Annotated in this window: 19 protein-coding genes; 8 read left to right on the plus strand and 11 right to left on the minus strand. The window is 40.1% G+C overall.

What is annotated here, in order from left to right:
• Position 1: 1 nt before the first annotated feature.
• The 3 genes from ilvD to ilvG form a co-directional block, all read right to left on the minus strand.
• Complete coding sequence (gene ilvD / locus HJP15_RS12005) at positions 2-1,858, minus strand: dihydroxy-acid dehydratase (protein WP_054204924.1); 1,857 nt, start codon at positions 1,856-1,858, stop codon at positions 2-4.
• 112 nt (positions 1,859-1,970) lie between these two features.
• The gene (ilvM, locus tag HJP15_RS12010; protein WP_054204925.1) at positions 1,971-2,213 is read right to left on the minus strand and encodes an acetolactate synthase 2 small subunit; all 243 of its coding nucleotides are present in this window, start codon (positions 2,211-2,213) and stop codon (positions 1,971-1,973) included.
• Positions 2,210-3,859 (minus strand): acetolactate synthase 2 catalytic subunit, encoded by a 1,650-nt coding sequence (gene ilvG / locus HJP15_RS12015; RefSeq protein ID WP_170173868.1) that lies wholly within the window; start codon positions 3,857-3,859, stop codon positions 2,210-2,212. Before ilvG ends, ilvM begins: the two co-directional genes overlap by 4 nt.
• A 607-nt stretch (positions 3,860-4,466) precedes the next feature.
• Between ilvG and HJP15_RS12020 the strand changes: the two genes are divergently transcribed.
• From HJP15_RS12020 to HJP15_RS12045, 6 genes are read left to right on the plus strand one after another with little or no spacing between them, the layout of a single operon-like run.
• Positions 4,467-6,167 carry a phosphoethanolamine transferase gene (locus HJP15_RS12020; RefSeq protein WP_054455785.1) on the plus strand — a complete coding sequence of 567 codons (1,701 nt, stop codon included), beginning with the start codon at positions 4,467-4,469 and terminating at the stop codon, positions 6,165-6,167.
• Positions 6,164-6,535, plus strand: coding sequence for a diacylglycerol kinase (locus HJP15_RS12025; RefSeq protein WP_170173869.1), 372 nt, complete (start codon positions 6,164-6,166; stop codon positions 6,533-6,535). The genes HJP15_RS12020 and HJP15_RS12025 overlap by 4 nt, the downstream gene beginning before the upstream one ends.
• The gene (locus HJP15_RS12030; protein ID WP_170173870.1) at positions 6,526-8,475 is read left to right on the plus strand and encodes an LTA synthase family protein; all 1,950 of its coding nucleotides are present in this window, start codon (positions 6,526-6,528) and stop codon (positions 8,473-8,475) included. Before HJP15_RS12025 ends, HJP15_RS12030 begins: the two co-directional genes overlap by 10 nt.
• Before the next feature lie 57 nt (positions 8,476-8,532).
• Positions 8,533-9,207 carry a response regulator transcription factor gene (locus HJP15_RS12035; protein ID WP_054204930.1) on the plus strand — a complete coding sequence of 225 codons (675 nt, stop codon included), beginning with the start codon at positions 8,533-8,535 and terminating at the stop codon, positions 9,205-9,207.
• Complete coding sequence (locus tag HJP15_RS12040; RefSeq protein ID WP_170173871.1) at positions 9,188-10,621, plus strand: sensor histidine kinase; 1,434 nt, start codon at positions 9,188-9,190, stop codon at positions 10,619-10,621. The genes HJP15_RS12035 and HJP15_RS12040 overlap by 20 nt, the downstream gene beginning before the upstream one ends.
• Positions 10,622-10,667: 46 nt before the next feature.
• Positions 10,668-11,546 carry a TraB/GumN family protein gene (locus HJP15_RS12045; protein WP_170173872.1) on the plus strand — a complete coding sequence of 293 codons (879 nt, stop codon included), beginning with the start codon at positions 10,668-10,670 and terminating at the stop codon, positions 11,544-11,546.
• 506 nt (positions 11,547-12,052) lie between these two features.
• Here the strand turns inward: HJP15_RS12045 and HJP15_RS21935 are convergent.
• Together HJP15_RS21935 and HJP15_RS12055 are read right to left on the minus strand one after the other, a co-directional pair.
• The gene (locus HJP15_RS21935; RefSeq protein WP_249365855.1) at positions 12,053-12,325 is read right to left on the minus strand and encodes a hypothetical protein; all 273 of its coding nucleotides are present in this window, start codon (positions 12,323-12,325) and stop codon (positions 12,053-12,055) included.
• 426 nt (positions 12,326-12,751) lie between these two features.
• The gene (locus HJP15_RS12055) at positions 12,752-12,922 is read right to left on the minus strand and encodes an ATP-binding cassette domain-containing protein (RefSeq protein WP_082379027.1); all 171 of its coding nucleotides are present in this window, start codon (positions 12,920-12,922) and stop codon (positions 12,752-12,754) included.
• A 155-nt stretch (positions 12,923-13,077) separates the two neighbouring features.
• Between HJP15_RS12055 and HJP15_RS12060 the strand changes: the two genes are divergently transcribed.
• Positions 13,078-13,695 (plus strand): toast rack family protein, encoded by a 618-nt coding sequence (locus tag HJP15_RS12060; RefSeq protein ID WP_170173873.1) that lies wholly within the window; start codon positions 13,078-13,080, stop codon positions 13,693-13,695.
• A 21-nt stretch (positions 13,696-13,716) separates the two neighbouring features.
• Here the strand turns inward: HJP15_RS12060 and HJP15_RS12065 are convergent, their stop codons facing one another.
• From HJP15_RS12065 to HJP15_RS12085, 5 genes are all read right to left on the minus strand, one after another.
• Positions 13,717-15,447 carry a response regulator gene (locus tag HJP15_RS12065; RefSeq protein WP_054204935.1) on the minus strand — a complete coding sequence of 577 codons (1,731 nt, stop codon included), beginning with the start codon at positions 15,445-15,447 and terminating at the stop codon, positions 13,717-13,719.
• 112 nt (positions 15,448-15,559) lie between these two features.
• Positions 15,560-17,893: a fatty acid cis/trans isomerase gene (locus tag HJP15_RS12070; RefSeq protein ID WP_170173874.1), complete on the minus strand. Its 2,334-nt coding sequence runs from the start codon at positions 17,891-17,893 to the stop codon at positions 15,560-15,562.
• Positions 17,894-17,896: 3 nt separating this feature from the next.
• Entirely contained in the window at positions 17,897-18,259 is a 363-nt protein-coding gene (locus HJP15_RS12075; RefSeq protein ID WP_054204937.1) for a hypothetical protein, read from the minus strand.
• A 116-nt stretch (positions 18,260-18,375) separates the two neighbouring features.
• Positions 18,376-19,041: an SDR family oxidoreductase gene (locus HJP15_RS12080; protein ID WP_054455802.1), complete on the minus strand. Its 666-nt coding sequence runs from the start codon at positions 19,039-19,041 to the stop codon at positions 18,376-18,378.
• A gap of 441 nt (positions 19,042-19,482) precedes the next feature.
• Positions 19,483-20,283: a VOC family protein gene (locus HJP15_RS12085; RefSeq protein WP_054204955.1), complete on the minus strand. Its 801-nt coding sequence runs from the start codon at positions 20,281-20,283 to the stop codon at positions 19,483-19,485.
• 267 nt (positions 20,284-20,550) lie between these two features.
• Here HJP15_RS12085 and HJP15_RS12090 point away from each other — a divergent pair, with 267 nt between their 5' ends.
• Positions 20,551-22,623 carry a TonB-dependent receptor gene (locus tag HJP15_RS12090; RefSeq protein WP_349304626.1) on the plus strand — a complete coding sequence of 691 codons (2,073 nt, stop codon included), beginning with the start codon at positions 20,551-20,553 and terminating at the stop codon, positions 22,621-22,623.
• 748 nt (positions 22,624-23,371) lie between these two features.
• On the opposite strand, the gene tuf is transcribed toward HJP15_RS12090, so the two are convergent.
• Positions 23,372-24,556, minus strand: a complete 1,185-nt coding sequence (gene tuf, locus HJP15_RS12095; RefSeq protein WP_169326819.1) for an elongation factor Tu — start codon at positions 24,554-24,556, stop codon at positions 23,372-23,374.
• Positions 24,557-24,609: the final 53 nt, after the last annotated feature.

Genomic DNA, 24,609 nt, shown 5'->3' on the forward strand with positions numbered 1-24,609 from the left:
ATTAGCTAAGCTCCTCCAGTTTGGCTAAGTCACGCACCGCACCTTTATCGGCACTGGTGGCAAGCAGCGCATACGCTTTTAACGCAGATGATACATAACGCTCACGATCCAGTGGTTTATACGCTTGTTTACCGCGCGCAAGTTGCTTTTCTTTACGTGCTTGCAGCTCTTCATCACTAATCGCTAATGTGATCTCACGGGTTGCGATATCAATAATGATTTTATCACCATTTTCAACATAGGCTATCGCGCCGCCACTAGCCGCTTCAGGTGAAACATGACCAATAGATAAACCAGATGTACCACCAGAGAAACGGCCATCAGTGATCAAAGCACACTTTTCAGCGAGGCCTTTTGATTTTAAATAACTGGTTGGGTAAAGCATTTCTTGCATACCTGGGCCACCTTTAGGTCCTTCGTAGCGAATTACTACAATGTCACCAGCTTTTACTTCATCATTTAATATACCGTCAACCGAATCATCTTGAGATTCATATACCACGGCGGTGCCTTCAAAATGCAGCATTTCATCAACCACACCCGCACTTTTAACAATACAGCCATTTTCGGCCAAATTACCCGACAATACTGCTAAGCCGCCGTCTTGACGAAATGCATGTTCAACACTGCGTATACAACCATGTTCACGGTCATTATCCCCTTCATCCCAACGGCACTCTTGGCTCATTGCTTTAGTAGTACGAATACCCGCAGGGCCTGCACGATAAAACTTTTGTGCAACTTCATTATTAGGATCTGTCGCATCCCATTTTTTAACCAGTTCACCCATCGTCATACCAGCAACATGATTAACCGATAAGTCTACTAAGCCCGCTTTGCCAAGCTCACGTACTATCGCCATCATGCCACCCGCTCTGTGCACATCTTCAATGTGGTACTCAGGAGTTGCTGGCGCAACTTTACATAAAAATGGCGTTTTACGAGATAATTCATCAATGTGCGACATATCAAAATCAACCCCAGCCTCTTGCGCCGCTGCAAGTAAATGCAATACGGTATTTGACGAGCCGCCCATGGCAATATCAACAACCATTGAATTCATAAAAGCCGTTTTGTTAGCAATCGCACGAGGCAATACATCGTGGTTATCTTTTTGATAATACTCACGGCATAAATCAACAATGCGTGCACCCGCTTCAACATACAATCGTTTACGATCTTTATGAGTAGCAAGCGTTGTGCCATTACCCGGTAGTGCTAAGCCTATCGCTTCTAACAAACAGTTCATTGAATTAGCCGTAAACATGCCTGAACATGAACCACACGTAGGGCAAGCCGAGCGCTCCACTTGCTCTGAGTCTGCATCACTCACACTCGGATCAGCACCTTTAACCATGGCATCAACTAAATCTAGTTTAATATCAATATTCGCAAGTTTAGTTTTACCTGCTTCCATTGGCCCGCCAGAGACAAATATGACGGGGATGTTTAAACGCAGTGCTGCCAACATCATCCCTGGAGTGATTTTGTCGCAGTTTGAAATACAGATCATCGCATCAGCACAATGACCATTAACCATGTATTCAACTGAGTCAGCAATTAAGTCGCGTGAAGGCAGTGAGTACAGCATGCCGCCGTGGCCCATCGCGATACCATCATCAATTGCAATTGTATTAAATTCTTTTGGCACACCACCCGCTTGAGTGATGGTTTCAGCCATCAATTCACTGAGTTGGTTAAGATGAACATGACCTGGCACAAATTGTGTGAACGAATTTACAACGGCGATAATCGGTTTGCCGAAATCAGAGTCAGTCATTCCTGTTGCACGCCATAATGCACGAGCACCTGCGCGCTTTCGTCCTTCCGTAGTTGTTGCACTTCTTAATTTAGCCATAGTTACCTCAGTGTTTGCAGCGACCAGCATTTAGGACGCTGACTTCCTCATTCTTAAATTTTTATTGTTAATTAGCACATGCCTATTAACGCTGTTGATTTTTTATAACAAGTTACATTGCTTGTTGTTGTAAATTTTCCAATGTCACATTTTTAACATCCACCAGCTTATTAAGCTGCGTGGTTAATAAATAAATAGGTTTATCACTGTCGACTGTCATTGCGACATGGTATTGGCCATCATCCATATTGAGTTGAAAATGGGTTAAATCAAAACCACGATGACGCACAACGCGTAAAAAGCGTTCAACAGCGATACTTTGACTCTTTAAAGATACGGTTAAACTGTGTTTCATTTTGCACTCTCCGTCATCATTTCATCATTTGCAGCACCTGGTGGAACCAATGGCCATACATTTTCTTTATCATCAATACAGGCATGAACAATATAAGGGCCTTTACTGCTTATTAGCGCACTAATAGCACCATCAACTTGATTTGCGTGGGTAATTGTTTGCCCTGGGATACCAAATACAGCAGCCAGTTGCACAAAATCCGGATTGTCTGATAAATCGGTTTCGCTGTAGCGCCCTTCAAAAAACAGCTCTTGCCATTGACGAACCATCCCCAAACGTTGGTTATCAAGTATGAGTATTTTTACAGGTAAATTGTTACGGCGGATAGTCGCAAGCTCTTGAATGTTCATCATGATAGAACCATCGCCAGATACCGTGATTACAAAGTCATCTGGACGCGCTACTTGCGCGCCTATGGCGGCGGGTAAACCAAAGCCCATTGTACCCGCGCCACCACTGCTTAAATGGTTACTTGGATGACTAAATTTCATGTGCTGCGCCACCCACATTTGGTGCTGACCCACATCGCAACACACCACACCTGTTTTTGGCATACGCTTACTAAGTTGGTTAAGTAAATACGGGGCGAATACTTTATCGCCTGGGTAGTCATAACGCCATGCATGCTCAATGCTCATTGCTTTAGTGTGATCACGCCATGCTTGCTCAGTCACAAAACACTCAAGTTGCGGTAATGATGTTTTTAAATCTGCAATTAATGACGCTCTAGCGGGTTTACGCTTACCCACTTCAGCGGCATCGATATCTAAATGGATTACTTTTGCTTTGGCTGCAAATTTACCTAAATTCCCCGTCACACGGTCATCAAAGCGTGCGCCTATGCATACCAACACGTCACATTCTTGTACTGCAAAGTTAGCCGCTTGCCCGCCATGCATCCCAAGCATGCCCAGTTCATATTCGTACTCAGGCAATACACTACCCAGTGCTTTTAAGGTTGATACTGCTGGCATTTGCGTTTTATTTAAAAATTGCATTAACTCATTTTGCGCACCCGCCGCTTGAACACCGCCGCCAACATAGGCAACGGGGCGTTTTGCTTCGCTTAATAGCTGATTAGCTATAGCAACTTGATTTAAATCTAGTTCTGGAAGGTAATCATCAGCTGCTAACCAAGGTTTGAATGGCACTTGCGCCATTTGAATATCTTTAGGGATATCAACTAACACCGGACCTGGACGGCCACTTTGTGCCAAATGCATTGCTTCTTGGAGTATTTCAGCTAAATCTTCAGGGCGTTCCACCATATAACTGTGTTTAGTACATGACAGTGACATGCCCAGCACGTCTATCTCTTGGAATGCATCTGAACCGATTGCGGCTGTTGGTACTTGACCTGTGATAGCAAGTAGCGGCACCGAGTCCATCATTGCATCAGCCAGGGCGGTAATTAAGTTAGTAGCACCAGGGCCGGAGGTCGCAAAACAAACCCCTAACTTACCCGTGCTGCGAGCAAACCCGACAGCAGCAAAACCAGCCCCTTGCTCATGGCGAGTCAAATAATGCTTCACTGGCGCGCCGTACAACGCATCGTAAATTGGCATGATGGCTCCACCTGGGTAACCAAACACTTCATTTACGCCATGTTTGGCTAATAAATCGATTGTTAACTCTGCGCCTGTCATTAAATAACCCTCATTCCTCAGTGACATTTTAAAGCTCAATAACCTGTTCTAAACCCTGAAACTAAAAAGCCCCCCGACTGTTAAGGCGGGGGGCTTTATCAATGCTTCACTTTCTTAAAGCACTAAGTAGCCCCCGCGGTAATAATAATCACCACGACGTTAATTAGGACTAGGTTTAGTGCGTTTGTAAGCATGTAATAAATACCAAAAATTTGTTGAATTAGGCAAGGGTATCAATTCCCCCGCTGTCTTTTTATATTAGTACCGCGATGAGCAGCTCAAGTCAACCTTAAAATCAATCCAAAAAGAAGAGGTTGATATCATTTAAAAGGTATAAAAATCCAACATAAACCAATAAATAGATTTATTTTTCCTATATTCGAAAGTATTGATATTTCATACCCCGTTATAACCAATTAACGGTTTGATTAATTTTTGTGACTGTTTCAATAAATTATTCTTTTTAAGCGACTAAATCAGTCTAATTCAAAAAACCAGAAAAAATACCACACCAGCAGCAACGTCTTCAGGTAAAGAGTAGTTTCTCCTCAGCGTTTCTTAAGTCTAATTAATTAATATAGCGAGGTTATGTTTACAGAGTATTGCTATGTTAGATTTAATTAAAAGATTACCCTCGCTTAAAGTTACGACCAATAATAAACACGTCTATTTTCACTGTAGCGCCAACGTATTTATTGTAGTGCTAGCTTGTTACTACTGTTTAGTGATCAACATACCTTTTATAGAAGGTGCATTTACGGCAATTACTGCTTTAAATTCATTTTCATGGTTATTTTTGCTGTCTGTACCACTTTTGTTAATGTGTTTGCTGGTGCTGTTTTTCTCACTGCTTTCCACTCGCTGGCTACTAAAGCCCGCCGCCTACATACTGTTAGTGATTTCTAGCGCCGCGCTATATGGCTCTGTTAATTACGGCGTGGTGTTTGATTATTCAATGATTCAAAACACTTTTGAAACCGACGGCAAAGAAGCAATGAGCTACTTAAATCCCCAGCTCATTGGCTTTTTAATGTTGTTTTGCGCCATACCGCTATTTGTTTTGAATAAAGTGAAAATTAACTTCAATCGCCCACATCAAGAGCTACTCAGTCGTAGCAAGCTAGTTGCCGGCTGCTTAGTGCTCATCGCACTTGTGGTCGTTAATTTTTATGCTGATTACGCTGCAACTGGGCGTAATAATCGGATTCTGAAAAAAGAGCTCATTCCATTTCAATATTTAACGAGTAGCTATAAATATATCCGTGATCAATGGCTATACAAAGATATGCCATTTAAACAACTTGATACCAATCCACTATTAGTTAAACCAAGCCAAACACGCGTTACCGTCATTATGGTAGGCGAAACAGCCCGCGCTGAAAATTTTAGCTACCAAGGCTACCCTCGTAATACTAATCAATATACGCAACCGTTGGGCGTGCATTATTTTAATAATGTGGCTTCGTGTGGTACAGCTACCGCAGTGTCTGTTCCTTGCATGTTTTCAGCTCAGCCACAAGTTGCATTTTCTCGTCGCGACACTGACAACCAACAAAATATACTGGACCTAGCTCAAAGTGCGGGAGCAGATGTACTGTGGATTGATAATAACAGCGGCTGTAAAGAGGTATGCAACCGTGTTACTACAATCAACAATGAAGCAATTAAGACCCCTAATAATGCTGCTTTTTGTCAACAAGCACATTGTTACGATGAAGCGCTAATTGCACCTTTACGACGCAAATTGGCAAACCTTAGCCACGCTAATACCGTTATTGTATTGCATATGATGGGCTCTCATGGGCCTACGTATTTTCAGCGCTATCCTGAACAATTTAAACAATTTACCCCCACTTGTGATCGCAGTGATATTCAAAACTGCTCTAGCACACAATTAACGAATACATACGACAACACCATTGCCTATAGCGATTACGTAAATAGCTTGGCCATCGCACAACTAAATGCACTCCCTGACAATATAGAAAAAAGCTTTTTATATATTTCTGATCATGGTGAGTCTCTAGGTGAAAATGGTGCGTATCTGCATGGTTTTCCATATAGCTTTGCCCCTAGCGGCCAAACTCATGTTCCTCTTTATATTTGGGCTGATCATACAAATCAAGGCATTACAAATACATGTATAGCGCAAGCAAACCCAACGCAAAGCCTTTCTCATGACAATATTTTTCATACCTTAGTGAATTTAATCGGCATTAACACTCTCACTTACCAACAAAACTTAGATGTACTTGCCCATTGCCAGCCAATCACCCAACTTAAACATCACAGCGAAGTAATCTTATGAATAATAAAACAGTGATAAAACGCCACGGACTAATGCGCCTTATATTTACCTTACGCCATACTTTTAATGGCTTAAAATGGATGAGTAAACACGAGGCCGCATTTCGCCAAGAGCTCATGCTATTTAGCCTGCTCGGACTGTACTTATGGCTTCAAACGATCCCGCTATCAGATAAGTTACTATTAGCTGCCAGCCTTTTATTTGTGCTGTTTGCAGAGCTCATTAATACCGCTGTTGAAGTGGTAGTAGATCGCATTGGGACTGAGCACCATGAGCTGTCAGGACTCGCCAAAGACATCGCTTCTGCGAGTGTATTTATTGCCATGCTTATTTGCGCTGCAATTTGGTGGGCACTATTATGGGCTTAGTTAATCAAACCGCGTTTACAGCATTTAAAAATCGTCTTGGTCCATACTGGGTATTACTGGTGTTTTTTGCTTTATCGCTCTGTATCCTCACACTCGCTCGCTTTAGTCTGAGCATATGGCAAGGCGAAAGAGTTTTTAGCTCCCACGCGTGGATGTCTATTTTTATAGGTGGTTTACGGGTTGATATCGCGACCTTAAGTTATATTTTAATGCCTGCATTATTACTTATTATTGCCAGTACTTTATTCTCCAGAGAACATGTTATTCGCGTTATCATTAAATACTATTTAGTATTCATGGCCGCTTTATTAATCTTTTTTGAAGTGATCACACCAACCTTTATTAACGAATACGACTTACGTCCAAACCGCTTATTTATTGAGTACCTCATTTACCCTAAAGAAGTCTCAAAAATGATTTTTTCAGGTTATAAAATTGAAGTATTTATCACTTTACTCGTGTTGGTTTTAGGCGTGAAGCTAGCCACTAAAATTTTTTCAAGTCAATGGCGTAGTCAAAGTAAACTCTCAGCTATAACGCATACACTCCTAACTGTAGGCTTATTGTGCTTAACTGTATTAGGTGCACGAAACTCGTTAGGGCACCGCCCACTTAACCCTGCGATGGTCGCATTTTCCACTGATCATTTATTAAATGACCTGACATTAAACTCACTGTATAGCGTCGCCTTTGCAATTAAACAATTAGGCAATGAAAAATCCAGCCAAGATTACTACGGCACAATACCTGAACCAGAGTTACTCAATTTAGTCAGAGCAGCAATGCAAAACGAATCTGCATTATTTAACGATACAACAGCACCAACAAAAACCTTTCATAGCGCTAGCAACCAAGGCAAAGCAAAGAATTTGGTGATCATTTTACAAGAAAGTTTAGGTGCACGTTACGTGGGGACATTAGGTGGCTTACCACTGACACCAAATATTGACGCGCTCTATCAACAAGGTTGGGGGTTTGATAATTTGTACGCCACTGGCACTCGTTCCGTCAGAGGCATTGAAGCTGTGATCACCGGCTTTGTGCCAACCCCTTCACGTGCCGTTGTCAAATTGGATAAATCACAACGAGACTTTTTCACTATCGCTGATTTTCTTGCCAAGCGGGATTACCACACACAGTTTATTTACGGCGGTGAAAGTCATTTCGATAATATGCAAAGCTTCTTTTTAGGTAATGGTTTTAAGCAGATTATTGATAGTGATGACTTTGCTAATATTGACTTTAATGGCTCGTGGGGTGCCTCAGATGAAGATCTATTTAACCAAGCCGATATAGAATTAAATAAATTGCAGCAACAGAATAAGCCATTTTTTAGTTTAATTTTTTCAAGCTCAAACCACAGCCCTTATGAATTTCCTGATGGTAAAATCACTTTATACGATAACCAAAAGCAAACCCGCAATAATGCCGCTAAATATGCAGATTACGCATTAGGCACTTTTATTGAGAAGGCAAAAAAATCACGCTATTGGGAAGATACCATCTTTATTGTTATTGCTGATCATGACTCACGTGTTTCTGGCGCAAGCCTTGTGCCTATCGATCACTTTCGTATTCCTGCTGTTATTTTTGGTAATGGTATTACCGCTAAACGCGACCACCAGCTAGCAAGTCAATTAGATATCCCAGTGACACTGTTATCACTTATTGGTGCCAGTGGCGAACACCCAATGATAGGTCATGACCTATCGCAAACAATGCACTCAGATAAACATCGCGCGATAATGCAGTACGATAAAAACTTTGCTTATATGCAAGGCAATAAAGTCGTCATATTACAACCACAAAAACCAGCTACAACGTACACTTACACACAAAATAAACTGGTGCCGACTAGCAATGATCCAATAATGGTCAAACAAGCGTTAGCTCACGCTAATTTAGGCAACCTTGCCTACCAAAAAAGTTGGTATCATTAATTTAAGCAGCTTGCTACAGTTAGAAGCTAAAGGTTATGTTTTATAAAAGCTAACAGCATGAAAATACTAATAATCGAAGATTCAGAGCCGCTAAGGCGCAGCCTTCTCGTGGGGCTAAACAATTTAGGCTTTACCGTGGATGAAAGCGGCGATGGCTCTGAAGGTTTGAGTATGGCGCTATCAAGTGATTATGACTTAATCATACTCGATTTAATGCTACCCAGTGTTGATGGTATGAGCATATTACAAGCGCTAAGGAGTACGCCCAGCCAAACACGGGTATTAATTCTCTCAGCACGCAGTGAAGCGCACGATAAAATAAATGGCTTAATGAAAGGCGCTGATGATTACCTCACTAAGCCATTCTCGTTTGAAGAGCTGCATGCTCGAGTGCTTGCGTTGTCACGTAGAGGGCAACTACAAAGCCAACAAAATACATTACGTGTTGGTGACTGCGTATTAGACTTGAGTTTAAAAACGTTTAATTATCAGCAGCAGTCAGTCAATATCACTCGTAATGAATACAAAATTATCGAGTGTTTATTTAGCGCAAAAGACAGAGTCCTTGGGCTTGAAATGATCAGCGAAGCCGTCGTTGGGCAATTTGATATGCTCTCAAAAAACGCGCTAGAGGCGCATATTTCAGCCGTTCGTAAAAAAGTGCGTCTATTAGGCGGCGAACTACCAATAAAAAATAAACGTGGATTTGGCTATGTCGCCTCAGAAAATTAAAATTCATTCAATTAAACGTAAACTCGTAAATAATATCAGTGCGGTTATATCCGTTATTTTAGTCACTATTTTTTTAACCGTGGATTTAAGCGTTGATGGCTGGGTTGAAGATCAATTTAATCAATCTCTTTCAAATAAATCGAACTATTTAAAAACATTGGTTGAGGACGATAACGGCATACTAGAGTTTGATTTTGCAGGTGAGTTTATGTCTGAATACGAACAAGCTAATGCCACAGAGTTTTATCAACTATGGCATGAGCAACGTACTTTTGAAAAATCAGATTCATTAGCGTTATACCCATTCGTTGAACTGCCTAATTTAGACATTCCAATCAACGAGTTTAAAATTATTGATTACGTATTACCTAATGGTGAAAGCGGTCGCGCTATGATCAGCCATTTTATTGCTCAAAAAGATGACGATCTCCCCCAAGATAATAATCACTTTATGACAATGACATTAACGATTGCAGCCCCTACCGCCGCTTTAAATAAAGTACTGATTATTATTGATGTGGTGTTTGTACTCACCTGTATTATTGCTGTTTTTGGGGTGCGCTATTTAGTCACGCGCATTGTAAGTCGAGGGCTTTATCCGCTAAATAACTTAAATGAACAAATTAAGTTATTGGATATTACTGGTGTATCGCAAACAATAAAAAGTGATTTTCCTGTAGAGGAAATTGAGCCGATACGTAACGAGCTCAATAAATTTATTACCACCAACCAGCAGCTGTATCAAAATGAAAAACGCCTCACAAGCGATATAGCCCACGAGTTAAAAACACCTATTGCTGAATTAATAAGCTTATCTGAAGTCGCACTGCGTTATCCTAACGATGAACGAATTAGCGCCACTTATACCAGTGATATACTGGCTATTTCGGTGCGAATGAAAGCCATTGTAAATAACTTATTGTTATTACAACGCGCTGGAAGCAGTTCGATAGAGCTAACCAAAGAAATCATCACTCTGGCTGATTTTATTCAACAAACCTGTAACGAATTAAATTTTAAACACCCAAACATTAAGCAGCGTTTAAATCTTACAGTTGCACCGACAGCTCGCGTTATCGCTGATCGGTTTTGTTTGCATACTATTTTATTAAACCTACTCGATAATGCCTTATTCTATGGCCTAAACACTGATCCAATCAACTTACACGTTGAGCAATCACCTGCTAATACAACAATCACCTTATGTAATACCTTGGCAACACCTTTAACGGCTCAGCAGCTTGAAGCTATTTTTGATCCCTTATACCAACTTGACAGCTCAAGAACAAATAACCAACGCCATGGCTTAGGATTAGCAATAGTTAAAAGCATTTGTACACTTAATAAATTTACTATCAAAGCAGAAAATAAATCAAACTCCCGCTTAGCCCTAATTTTAATATTACCCAATTAAACATATTGGTTTAAGATGAACGCATACCTAAACAATAAGGACAATTATGAATTTTACACAGCGTATTAGCAGCTACTTTATTTTATCTCTTTTACTGTGTGCCAGTTTTGCCAGCCATAGTGAGCCAGGCCTTTGGAAAATAGAAAAAAACGGCATTAACTCTTACCTTTTTGGCACCGTGCATGTAGGTGACACTTCCATGAAAGGACTTCCTAAAAAAGTTATCAAAGCAATTGATGCCAGCGAAAAAGTAATTGTAGAAGTTGATATCAGCGCCATTAGTCCAATCGAAATGCAGCGCCGTTCAATGCCTTTTATGATGCTTAAAAATGGTAAAACACTACAGTCAGAGCTCTCTGAACATAACTACAAAAAGCTCAAAGAATACTTCGCCGAAAAGTCGATTGATATTGCGATGTTTAACAACTTAGCACCGTGGGCCGTTATGGTCACTATGATGCAAATTGAATTTCAAAATGCTGGGTTTTCAGATCAAAATGGCATTGACAAGCAAGTACTTGCTTACTCCAAAAGCAATGGCATTAGTATTGGTGAGCTAGAAACCCTTGAGTATCAGATGGAAATGTTTAATCATATGTCTTTATTAAGCAATGAAATGATTGAAGAAACATTTGAGCAACTCGCTGATGTTGAAACTTACTTTATTACCCTAGTAAATGCGTGGAAAAACGGCGATATGGCGACGTTAACCAAGTATTACAATGAAAGCTTTGATGACAGCAGCTACGGCGAAATCAGTGAACAGGTCATGCTCATTGAGCGTAACAACAACTGGGTGAAGGAACTCACTCCTCGCATTGGTAAAGAAAAGCTATTCATTGCAGTCGGCGCACTGCATTTACCAGAGCAACACGGTTTATTAAAGCAGTTTAAAGATCACGGTTTTACCGTCACTCGACTGTAAGCAACCACGGATAAACAATCCAGCCGCTTGGTTATTAATAGCCAAGCGGGCTGCTTTAACTTCAATACCGATTTGATTACACATTTAAACATACCAATAATAAGCGCTAAATTACCCTCACTTACTTCTCATTCTTTCCTCTTTGCGCAAAAAAATTACGCGAATTATTTTCAAAAAGATTAATAGGCGCTGCGCTTAAGAGGTAAAATCTAAGTTAGTATGTTAGGTAACTAAAAGTCAGGGATTGGCGTAGGTCGTGCTTTAGCGCGTAAAATACAATAACTAAAAACTGTCGCCATAAATGACGACCTACCGGATGAGCATTATTTCCTCTTTATGCAAAAAATTTAAGCAATTATTTTCAAAAAGATTAATAGGCGCTGCACTTTAGAGGAAGTGAACGAATTTGTTTATTGATTTAGAATTGACCATCATTGTATAAAGCGGCCAAAAAGACTACTAGCGCCTATCGACTGGTTAAGGCTTATATCTATTAGGCATTCTGACTAGTATAAACCTCTCAATTCATAGCCTAATTGTTCATGCAACTTTTCATAAACATCTGAATAAGCAACATAATGTGTTTCAGCATCGCATTCATTTTTAGACCTATTACACTTGGTTGCTGCTGTTTGTAGTTCATCTAATTTATTGCGTAGTTTGTCGTTTGATACACGCTGAATTAAAATTGATGTTTTTGAATTCAACTCAAATAATTGTTCATCTAAATTTTCAGGAATATGCTCTTTCCATTCACAAGTTAAGTCGTGAATGTTCATTTTTGATCGATATGAGCGAGAACAGGTGAGAATATATTTTCGAATTTCAATTTATAATTCAAGTAACGTTTCTCTTTGGAATACTCTTGCACGTTCTTCTCGATCTTGAATTTTGGTGTTTCTTGAAGTTTTATATGTAATCTAATTTGTCATCGCGGTAGTAGCAATACTTGCTGTAACCCCTACAAGCGTACCAGCAAACCCCCAAGTCATTGCATCCATAGTAGCTCCAATGTGATATATCTAACAATTCAATCAAAGAGTGCCTTCCTCTTTTAGACAAAAGGCGCGTACCCTTATATACATTACTCATTAATAACAAATTATGTAACTGTTTACTATCCATATACTTTAAGCCAGTTTATTTTTATTGATTGAGAAGTAAGTGGCTTTTCCTAATGCCTAGCATCTAGAACCTTTTCTTTGCTAGTAAAATAATAGAGTTGCTGTAATTGCGGATTTTCCGGCGCCATTACCACCTAATAATACCCAATGTTCACCACTGTTTACTTGCCAGCTTATATCTTTAAGCAGGTAACCATCTCGCTCTTCAGCGCCTAACCGAGCTGTAATATTTTGCAGTTGAATTGATTGCACTAAACGATCCTCTACGTTATTTAACCTGAAAATACATGACTTTGATAAAGATAACTACTGATGGTAAAAATTAATTTAAACCTTTTTAAACCTTTTTAAACCTTTTTAAACGTCACTGCGTCTAACTTATAAACCAACTAATAATGAGCAATACTATGAACAATTTTTTACTTTTCACAGCCGCCAGCGCACTATTAACAACCAGCGTTTTTGCTCATGCTGAGCCACATATTGAGCAAACATTTAATATTTCAGGGCAACAGCAGTTGGATATTAATGTCCCTGTTGGCAGTTTAGAACTGACGACTCACCAAGGCTCTAATGTTAAAGTATCGATAGAGTTTAAAGCTAAAAACAATAACGGATTCAAATCTGAGATTGATCTTGAAAGTATCACGTTAGATCATCAACAAAACGCCAATAAATTAAGCCTAAATGTAGATAATGACGACATCCAACAAAAGTGGGTTGTTAGTTTACCAACGAGCATGGCTATTGATTTAGAGCTTGGCGTGGGCGATATTGAAGTCAATGATTTTGCTAACTCAGCCGATATTGACGTAGGTGTTGGTGCGGTGCGTATTAGCAGCGAACTTGATGATTACAAACGTATTGAACTTGATAGTGGTGTGGGCGACACGCGTGTATCTAACATGAAAAATGATGCTCAGCATACCCGTAAAATGGTAAGTTCTGAAACGCTATACCGTGGCAATGGTCAATATTCTATTAATGTTGAAGTGGGCGTAGGTGATATTAAAATCACTCGCTAACCTTGTCAGCAAATAAATAGTTTAGCCCTTAACAGCTTCAATTAGGGCTTTTTTAATATACTCAGCATTAATCGGTTTATATACATGATTATTGACGCCTAATTCGTAGGTCTTCTCTAAATCAGCGGTTGAGGTATTTGCAGTGACGACAATAATAGGCACTTGCGATTTTAATTCTTGACGAATAACCTTAATCGCCTGAAAACCATCCATTACGGGCATATTTAAGTCCATAAAAATTAAATCGTACTGAGATTCAGTTACTTTATCCGTTGCAATTAAACCATTTTCAGCCATGTCATAAGTGTAATTTAACTCTGCCAAAATACGCCCTAATATCATTGCATTAAGTGGATTATCTTCAACAACTAGGCAATGTAAATTTACTGGTAATTGAGTTTCATCACCGGCATTTGCGACTTTAACAGGTAACACCACATGCACTTTTGCACCGTAAGGTTTGTTACTTAAAAATTCGATATCTCCTTGCTGTGCCGAAACTATATTCTGCACGCGAGAGAGCCCCATTTGCAGGCCTTGAAAGTGATTTTGTTGCGTCTCATTTTGTAAAAAAAACGCTGGTGAATCCCCTAAAAATCCCGTCCCGGTATCACTTACTGTTAAATGCAGTTGCTGCATTTTATGTATGGATGCAGATACCGTTATATTGCCTTTATCTGTAAATTTAATCGCATTGCTCAGTAACTCGCCAACCAATTGCTGCAAACGGGGATGATCCAACTCCACATCACAGTCAAGCTCTGGCGATAAATTTATAAATAAAGCGAGTTGCTTTTGTGTGCAAGCAAATTGATACGAATTAACCACCGACTGTAAGCTATCTAATATATTCGCACGAGACAATTTGAGTTGCCACAAACCTTTATTTATCAACTGGGCTTCATGTAACTCATCTAACATATTGATAAGGCGATTAGCGCAGTATTGCGCTTGTTGTTTTACAGCCTGTTGCGCTGTGTTAACTTCTAGCTCATCAATTGCATGCATCAACCCTTGTAATGGGGTTCTAAATTCATGACTGGTACGCGCAATGAACCGTTCCTTGTTTTGGCTGATTTGTTCTGCATATTTTTTTTGTTGTTGGTATTTATTTAATGTTGCGATTATTTGACGTTCCATTGGCTGAAAAATAAATTTCAATTCAATCATCAATAGCAGTAATGTTAGTAGCCAAAAAGAGAGCTCTAAATAAGATATTAGCGCTACTTTGTGAGTCGTTTGTTGCTCAAACAAAGTAACTGCGTCGTCTAGTTTAGTTAGTAGTAATTCAGCTTCATCAAGACTAAAAATATGCAGATTAGCAATATTCGATTCTGACTGTTTTAATATTTGTTGCGCAGTAAGAATATACTGCTCACTTTGTATTGCGAGCATATCAGGCATCGAAAAATAATGATCTTCCAACTCTGTATTTAGATAAAGATAATGACCTTGCTGATCTTGTTTCGTTAAAAATTGGTGACCTTGTTGAAACTCAGTAACTGCATTTTCAAGGGCCTCTTTGTATTTGGGATGCTGTTGTAGCTTATGACTGTCATTTATTATATTGCTATACCAAGCAATTTTTTGTGAGAGCATGCGCTGTTTACCTGCAATGTTAATCACCAGTGATTCATCTTTTTGTATTGCAAATAAATACTGCATCAGCAATGCGGCTGCAGTACTGAGTATAGCTATCGCTAGTAATGCCCAGCGGTAACGTGATCGAATATTAGCAATTATCTGTAACATTGCGGGCTCATCTCTTTTTGTCTAAGTGTAGACTACCAATGATAAACAACCACCATTTTACTGTGTATTGTCACTTTAAAGCCTCCCCTTAAAGTGACGCAAATGTTTTAAATTAGCGGTTCTCTAAACGATTATAATCAAACAGTCCATATTCAATCCCTCGATATTGTTTTGCTACTTTGTGCAAAATATCACTGTACAGCCAAAACTCAGGGTTGGTACGACGAATTCCAAACCGGCTTTTTAAAGAGCGATAGTCAGCCTCAACTTGCATCATTGGGAGTAACTGCGCAAATTCAGTCACTTGGTCTTGGTTATTCAAATACCAAATTGCTTCAGGGTAATCACCAATAAAACCAGGCACAATTGTTATTGTGTCTTCGGCAAATGCACGTTGTCCATCTTCATTCAATAAACTCGATATATTAAAGTGTGCATTGTGGTGAATCAAAGTATACGCTTGATGCTCGCCATCTGTTTCTTTTACTAAAACATATGAGACTTGTGGTAATAAATTAATTGCTTTAGCCGGCATTGCGTTCAATTGTTGTAATGGCTCTGGCACTTGGGTGTAATCAAACCGAGGGCTTAATATTGGCTTTAAGGTACTTTTAATTAGCTTATATAATTCATGTTGTTGATCGTTTGTGTTGTACGTAATACCCGTTGGCTGACTAAACTCATCGCCACTTTTAAAGAAGTTAGTTAAACTTGTTGGCGATTTACGATACCAATTAGCTTTTAATTCTTGGCGCTGTTGTTTAGGTAATAATGCTAGAAAGTTTTGCTCTCCCTCTAGGCGTAAAAAGTCCATATACAAACGAGTAAGTAATTGATGACCAACATTTCCATATACATCAAAGCCTGCAACTAACAAGTAATGAATACGTTCAAATAACGCATAATCAAGCACCCACATTGTTTTTGGTTCTTGCCCTATTAAACCTTTAACGACGGTCGCACTATCGAAATGACGAAAAATTGTTAATGCAGCATTGTTATTGGTATTTTCACCACGCCACAGTAGATCGGTCGTTAAATGTTCGCCATTTTTAAACATTTTATTTGCTAATTTAACCTTTGCTTCTAAGTAAGTACTCTGGCGGTTCGCGTATTTAACCCAACTTGAAATTGGTAATGCATTACTTTCTTCAGCTGCAGGCAGTGCAAGCGCATCTTCATGCTGTAGCAGCATGTGCCCAACCTCTGGCGTGGCAACTTTATCTGGATCTGCAAACGCGACCCAAAAATGATCGTTAATAACATTTAACGCTATTTGACCACGACATACAGGCCCTTTAATAAATCCCATTATAATAAGTTCAGCTTCATCAAGCATAAACTGGTATTTAGATTTCACAGGCATTAAAGCAAATACTTTAAACGGGTTTGATGCGATCTCAGGTTTATAACTAGGCATTGCTGTTACGGTATAATCAGGTTCAATAAACTGCGTATATAAACGGGCAAGCTTTGCGTCATCTAATGCTAAAGGTAAATGGGTTTTTGCTAGAATAGTTGATCGCTCGTGCATTAAACGGTAATAAACGCGATCTACTTTAGGGTCATCGTAGGGGCGACGTGTACTAATCAATTTAATATCTTCACCCGGCGGGGTACTGGAACGCACTAACTTAAAAAAACTTTTATTGTCGTCTTTACTGAAGTAAATATTTGCTAAATACCAGTGTTCAAAAATATAACGCGCAGTCAGTTGGTACTTTAAACTATCTTGGTTTAAAAACTGTTCCCACCGTAAAACCTGCGCTAGCGCTACTTTATCCGGCGCTGGGATATGCGCTACTTTTCCGCCTTCTTTTAGCCACTTTTCTAAGTGTTTAAATTCAGTTTGCGTTATCCCTGGTAATCCATAAGGCATACCAGCATGAGGTTGAGCTTTTGCAAAACGATCAAACTCGCCCATTGTCGTACAGCTCTGTTTGCGATCAAGAGAAAAATCAAATTCCTTACCTAGTACTCCTTCTTTCGGTAACGGTGAGCTCATTTTTAAAAGCAAACTATTATACAGCACACTCCCCGCTAAGTTGGCTTGCTCAGTTTGCGCACGCTCGTTCAATACAGGGGTAAAGTTTTTTTCACGCCACTGCTGCGTATCCGTTGCATCAAAAAGCAATCGACTTGGGTTCAAGGCTAATAAACGCGTGCCATCGTAAACAAGGTCTTTACTTAAGCCTCTATCAATACCTTCTGGCGATGAAAGTTTTAATTGGCAAGGCGCATCATAACAACCATGGCACACTACGCAGCGCGTATCTAATAACGGTTTTACATGCTGCAGAAATTCAGCTCCGCTGCCTGTGTTATGTGCAACTATTCGTAGTTGAATCTGTTCTTGGCCAAATATTTCATCGTAATGCGCAGCGCCTAAATAGGCGCAGCCACTCATTACTATTACCAAAAAGCTTACTAATAGAGACTTCTTCATTTTTTACTCGTCCTCATCCCCAAGATCAAACGTCGGCATCATATCCATTTGCGGTGATACAAATGTTTGCCCTGAATCCGTATCAAGCATCGCGCTCAATAGTGGACCGTGCGTTAACGTTAATTGGGCTTGATGTTCGTGGTTAAGTAAGTCTAAAAATAAAGGCGAGCTTGCCTCTAGTTGATAATCAGTAATGCTAATGCCAATACTGCTGTCTTCGCCCGGGTTTTGACACAGCTGGGCTAATACTGTTTCGTCTAATACCACTGTTAACAGTAAGTCGGGGGTTTCTAAATCGCGTGAATTTAACGTGTCATCAAAAAGGAATAACGGGAGGGTTAAATTACTGTTTTGCTCAAGTTCCATGCTCTGCTCTCAAATACTAAAATCGTTGATATGCCAGCATTATAGCAAAAATAATTTATTTAAAGTAAAACTGGCTTTCGATTAAGGAGCCAGTTTTATTTGTTATTGCGCGGTGCTTACCATGGCAAGGTCTCACCATTTGAGTGCCAAAAGCCTCCCGTATTCGTTATGTTTAATTCATTAATCCGCAGTATTAAACGCCCTGCTGCATCCTCAGGAGAAATATCACCTGCAAAATTAACCATTTGTGTTTGTACAAAACCGGGATGAAATAGCCCAACGGCAATTTGCTTGCCTTTCAATTCATGCGCCAAGCTTACTGATGCAGCATTTAGTGCAGCCTTTGACATTCGATAACCTATGTAACCACCCGAGCCGTTATCAGCAATTGAGCCCATACGACTGGTTATCATCGCTACTTTTGCATCAACACTAAGGCAGTTAAGCAACGCATGAGTTACTCTGATTGGTGCAACTGCATTTATCGCTATTTGTTGGTTAATTGTATCAAAATCAATATCAGCTAGAGTTTCATTGTGGAAAACACCTGCATTATTTATCAACACATCAACTTTTTGGCCCTCTAGTTGGTTGCCAAGCGTTTCTATATCAGCTGAATTAGCAACATCTATATTACTGATCACATTTACACCCAAAGCTTTAAGCTCGGCAGTTGGGCTTCGGACCACGGCTGTTACTGCATACCCGAGTGCCAAATATTGCTGACATAAATTAAGACCTATACCGCGGTTTGCGCCTGTGATTACTACGTGCTTTGTCATACGTTTGCTCCAATAAACAATCAATAGGTAAGACTTTGGGGCAAATATAAATAAAAAAAGCACCATGGTACTTTTTAATAAATTAGATGAGGGTCTACTTACCCTGTGGGGTTGAAATTTGTTCAATCTAGGGGCGATTTAATCGCGGCGCGAGGTTTGGAATCGAGTGAGCTCGATAACTGCTCCTGCGTTATTCTACTGGCTCACATCCATGTCAGAATAAGTAAGAATCGAGCAAAGCTTGTGCGTCCTGCTCACGCCCCTTACTTACCCCCATGTAGGTAAATAGCCCCGAGTCAGAACCCTTTGGGCAGCGCGTGTTTGGCATTTATGCTGCGTTATCGCCTATTTATGGGAAACAGCACACCATAGGCGCTGCTTTGCCTAAAAACCAAACACACAGCAGCAAATTTAACCTCAAAAGATAAACATACCCTACCTTTACTTTATATCATCCGTTGTGGAGGTAATAATCGAAAACACTGCCCCTTGCGGATCTGTGATCACACTAAACCGACCAACGTCAGGAATATCTGTCGGTGGTACACATATTTCTCCTCCGAGTTGCTGTGCGTTTAATGCATAGCTATCACAGTCATCTACAGCTAAATAAATCATCCAGTGCGCTGGAATTTCCGCAGGCCATTCGTCTGTCATTTCAAGCATACCAGCTACAGGCTTACCATCGACTTTAAACAAAGTATAATCCATGTTTTCCATAGGTGTTATTTCACTTTCCCAGCCTAATAATTGACAATAAAAAGCGCGACTTTTTTCACTATTTCTAGTGGCTAATTCATGCCAATATGGCGTATTTAATTCACCTAATCGCTTACTCCCTTTATGCTGATTACCTTGCCAAAGAGCAAAAAGCGCACCTCCGGGTTCGTTTAATAGCACCATACGGCCAGCATCCATTACATCATGGGGGCCAGCAATAATTTCTGCACCGAGTAACTTTGCTTGCTCTGCCACGCTATCAATATTATCGACGGCTATATACGCCAACCAATGGCTTGGTATATCTGATTGGGCTTGATCCACAGGCATTTGGTACATTGCAGCCACGTCATCACCTTGCTTTTGTAGCATGGTGTAATAAAGATCGTCGCCTATAGGTTGATCATCTGCTCCCCAGCCAAATAGCTCAGTGTAAAATGCTTTACCGTTCTTCCAATCAGATGTGCACAATTCTGACCAACAGAAAACACCGTGTGGATGGTTTGTTATTTTATCGCTCATAGTTTTCTCACTCGTGTTATACATATATTAAAGTTAAAGGAGAAAGCTATATTTGCCAACTTTTTATCACCTTTCCTATTTCGCCACTTTAATAGCCACGACATAAACACACAATTAATTATATTAATCACAACAGTTTAGTAAGAAACATTAGAATTAAATTGGTTTCACCTCATTTTCTGCGTAATTCTCGAGATTGATAAAATAAGTAAATGAATGTATAAATACGAACGATTTTTACTACCTATAAAAAATAGCGGAATTATTGTGACCTTTAAATATTATTTACCTTTTCTATTAACGCCTTTAGCTACACTTGCTAATCCTCAAACAGATATTGAACGGATCACAGTATCAACAACACGTAGTACGGCACCGGTAAGTACCGTTCCTGCTACCATTAATGTTATTAGCAGTGAAGATATTGCAAAACAACTTGCGCATACCCAAGATTTATCACAAATTCTAGGTAATTTGTTACCTAGTTTTTCACCAAGTCGCCAAAAAATGACTTCTTCTGGTGAGACATTGCGTGGCCGTGAACCGCTCTACATGATTGATGGCGTACCTCAATCAAACCCGCTAAGAAATGGTTCGCGTGATGGTAATACTATTGATCCTGCGATGATAGAACGTATTGAGGTGATAAGCGGCGCCAATGCAATTCAAGGTATGGGTGCCAGCGGCGGTATTATTAATATCATTACTAAAACACCTGGTGAAAATAACCATCATGTGATCGCAGGCTTTAGCGCGCCAACCGCAGGGGGAAATGATACACAAAGTTATAAAGCGAGTTATATATTTAGCCAAGAAAAAGATGGTCTTAGTATCGTTGCGGGCATTTCAACGCGTAGTACCGGCATGTATCGTGACGGTCACGGTGATTTTGTCGGTGTTGATGGCACGCAAGGTGATACTCAAGACTCAACTAGCCTAGATGTGTTTTTTAAAGCTAAATACCAGTTAGATAATGAGCAAAGCATACACGCAATGCTCAACCACTATAAAATTGAAGGCAAGGGAAATTATGCCGCCATTAAAGGTGATCCCGCTAGCAATCTCCCTACTAGCGCTAAAAAAGGTAATGTTGCGGGTAATACGCCGCGTAACCGTGTAACCACAGCCACTGTTGACTATAACCATAATAATTTGGCAAATGGTCAGTTATCTGTCCAAGTGTTTATGCAAGACTTTGCCGCTATGTATGGCGGCGGTATTTTTGCGACTTTCCAAGATCCAGATTACATTGGTGAACTTTTTGACCAATCGCAAAATAAATCACAAAAATTTGGTAGCCGATTAACGTATGCTAAAGATAATTTAGTTGGCAGCAATTTTGATCTTGTTACTGGCCTTGACTTACTTAACGATGAAACCTATCAGGAGCTGGCACAAACAGGCCGTAATTGGGTACCTGAAACCAAATTTACTAATGCAGCGCCTTTCGCGCAATTGCGCTTTGATGGATTTGAAAATTGGACCCTTAACCTTGGCGCACGTTACGAATATGGAAAGTTGAAAATTAATGACTTCACGACCCTAGCCTCATACGGTAGCCAGTTTGTAGAAGGTGGTGACCCTAGTTTTAACGAGTTATTGGGTAACCTTGGTGTGGTTTATAAAGTTACTGATGATTTACGCCTATACGCCAGTTACAGCGAAGGCTTTAGCATGGCTGATGTAGGGCGAGTACTGCGTAGCATTAGCCAACCTGGTTTATCTGTAGAAAGTTTTTTAAACCTTGAACCTGTTATTTCCGACAATCGTGAAATTGGTTTTGAATATTCAAATGATTTATTAAACTTCAAAGCCAGCTATTTTGAGTCGACCTCTAAATTAGGGGCCCGCTTACAACCTAACGCAGATGGTATTTACAGTGTAAAACGTGAGCGGACTGAAATATCAGGCTTCGAGCTTAATGCCCAGTACTACTTAAATGACACCACTACATTTGGAACTAGCTTTGCTGATACGCAAGGTCAATATGATGGTGATGGCGATAATAAAGTAGAAAGCGATTTAGCCGGCAGTAACATTTCACCAACACGTTTAAATTTTTATTGGCAGCAACAATGGTCAAATAATATTGATAGTCGCTTGCAAGTGAGTACCTTATTCGATCGTGACTTTAATACCGGCGGTGAGTTTGATGGTTACACAACGCTAGACTTGTCTGTTAACTATCAAACTGAGCAATTCGGCGCATTTAGTGTGGGTATTGATAACCTTACTGATGAGTTTTATATAACCTATTATGGTCAAACAAATCCATCTGCAACACGTTACTTCTCAGGAACTGGACGTGTTATCAGCGTAAACTGGCAGCTTGGTTTTTAAGCATATACATAACTACTAAATATTAAAAAGAGCACTGCGGTGCTCTTTTTTAATAAATCACAATCTAACACCAATCGGCTTAAATATTTAACCATTCTAACGGACTAAATAAAGCCCTAAATGCGTTAGTAATTTTTCATGTACGACTGCATGGATGCAGGAGGTAGTGCAATGCAGGAGCAATTGCCGAGAACAACTAGTACATGTCAAAATTTCTGCCTTGTTATCACTGTATTTATCTTTCGCTATAAATGGTCATTAACTTAACACGATTGGTATAAACGCTTTATCTCCCTCGGATTTTGTGAAATTAAACCCAAGCACCCCAGTAATAAAGTTAACGCCGAGCGACTTAAAACTTACCGCTTAAAGCTCAAAGCTCAAAGCTCAAAGCTCAAAGCTCAAAGCTCAAAGCTCAAATAGCAGGCATTAAAAAAGGCCACCGAAGTGACCTTTTTCTAATAATTAACTTTTAAGTTAATTATTACTCTACGATAGTTGCTACAAAGCGCCTACGTCTAAGGTAATAGCGCCACCTTCACATGACGTAAATCGCAGACATTAAAAAACCCGAGACTATGCTCGGGTTTTTTAGCATTAATTAGCTAGGCTAACTATTACTCTACAGTAGTTGCTACAAAGCACCTACTGTAGAGTAATAGCGCCACCTTCACATAACGTAAATTTCAGGCATTAAAAAAGGTCACCGAAGTGACCTTTTTCTAATAATTAACTTAAACGTTAATTATTACTCTACGATAGTTGCTACAACACCAGCACCTACAGTACGGCCACCTTCACGGATAGCAAAACGAAGACCTTCATCCATCGCGATTGGCGAGATTAGAGTTACAGTCATCTTGATGTTATCACCAGGCATTACCATTTCTACGCCATCTGGTAACTGTACGTCACCAGTTACGTCAGTTGTACGGAAGTAGAACTGTGGACGGTAACCTTTGAAGAATGGAGTATGACGACCACCTTCATCTTTCGAAAGTACGTATACTTCTGAAGTGAATGTTGTATGTGGGTTGATTGAACCAGGCTTAGCTAGTACTTGACCACGTTCAACGTCTTCACGCTTAGTACCACGTAGAAGTGCGCCGATGTTTTCGCCAGCACGACCTTCGTCAAGAAGCTTACGGAACATTTCAACACCAGTACAAGTAGAACGAGTTGTATCATTGATACCAACAATTTCTACTTCGTCATTGATGCGGATGATACCAGCTTCAACACGACCAGTTACAACAGTACCACGACCCTGGATTGAGAAAACGTCTTCGATAGGCATGATGAATGGCTTATCGATGTCACGCTCTGGCTCTGGGATGTAAGTATCAAGTGCTTCTGCAAGCTCAACGATCTTATCTTCCCACTCTTTCTCGCCTTCTAACGCTTTAAGCGCAGAACCAGCGATTAGAGGTAAGTCATCACCTGGGAAATCGTATTCTGAAAGAAGTTCACGAACTTCCATTTCTACTAGTTCAAGTAGCTCTTCGTCATCAACCATGTCACATTTGTTCATGAACACGATGATGTAAGGAACGCCAACTTGACGAGAAAGAAGGATGTGCTCACGCGTTTGTGGCATAGGGCCATCAGTCGCTGCAACTACTAAGATAGCGCCATCCATTTGAGCAGCACCAGTGATCATGTTTTTAACATAATCGGCGTGACCAGGACAATCTACGTGTGCGTAGTGACGTGAAGGAGTGTCATATTCAACGTGAGACGTTGAAATAGTGATACCACGTTCGCGCTCTTCAGGAGCGTTATCGATTGATGCGAAATCTTTAGCAACACCGCCGTATACTTTTGCAAGTACGTTAGTGATTGCTGCAGTTAGTGTAGTTTTACCGTGGTCAACGTGGCCGATTGTACCAACGTTTACGTGCGGTTTTACGCGTTCAAACTTTTCTTTTGCCATCTTAAAAAATTCCTATAAAGAAATTAAAGGTCCAGTCCATTTTGGACTAAACC

Source organism: Pseudoalteromonas sp. NEC-BIFX-2020_002, assembly GCF_013002825.1.
Classification (GTDB): Bacteria; Pseudomonadota; Gammaproteobacteria; order Enterobacterales; family Alteromonadaceae; genus Pseudoalteromonas; species Pseudoalteromonas neustonica.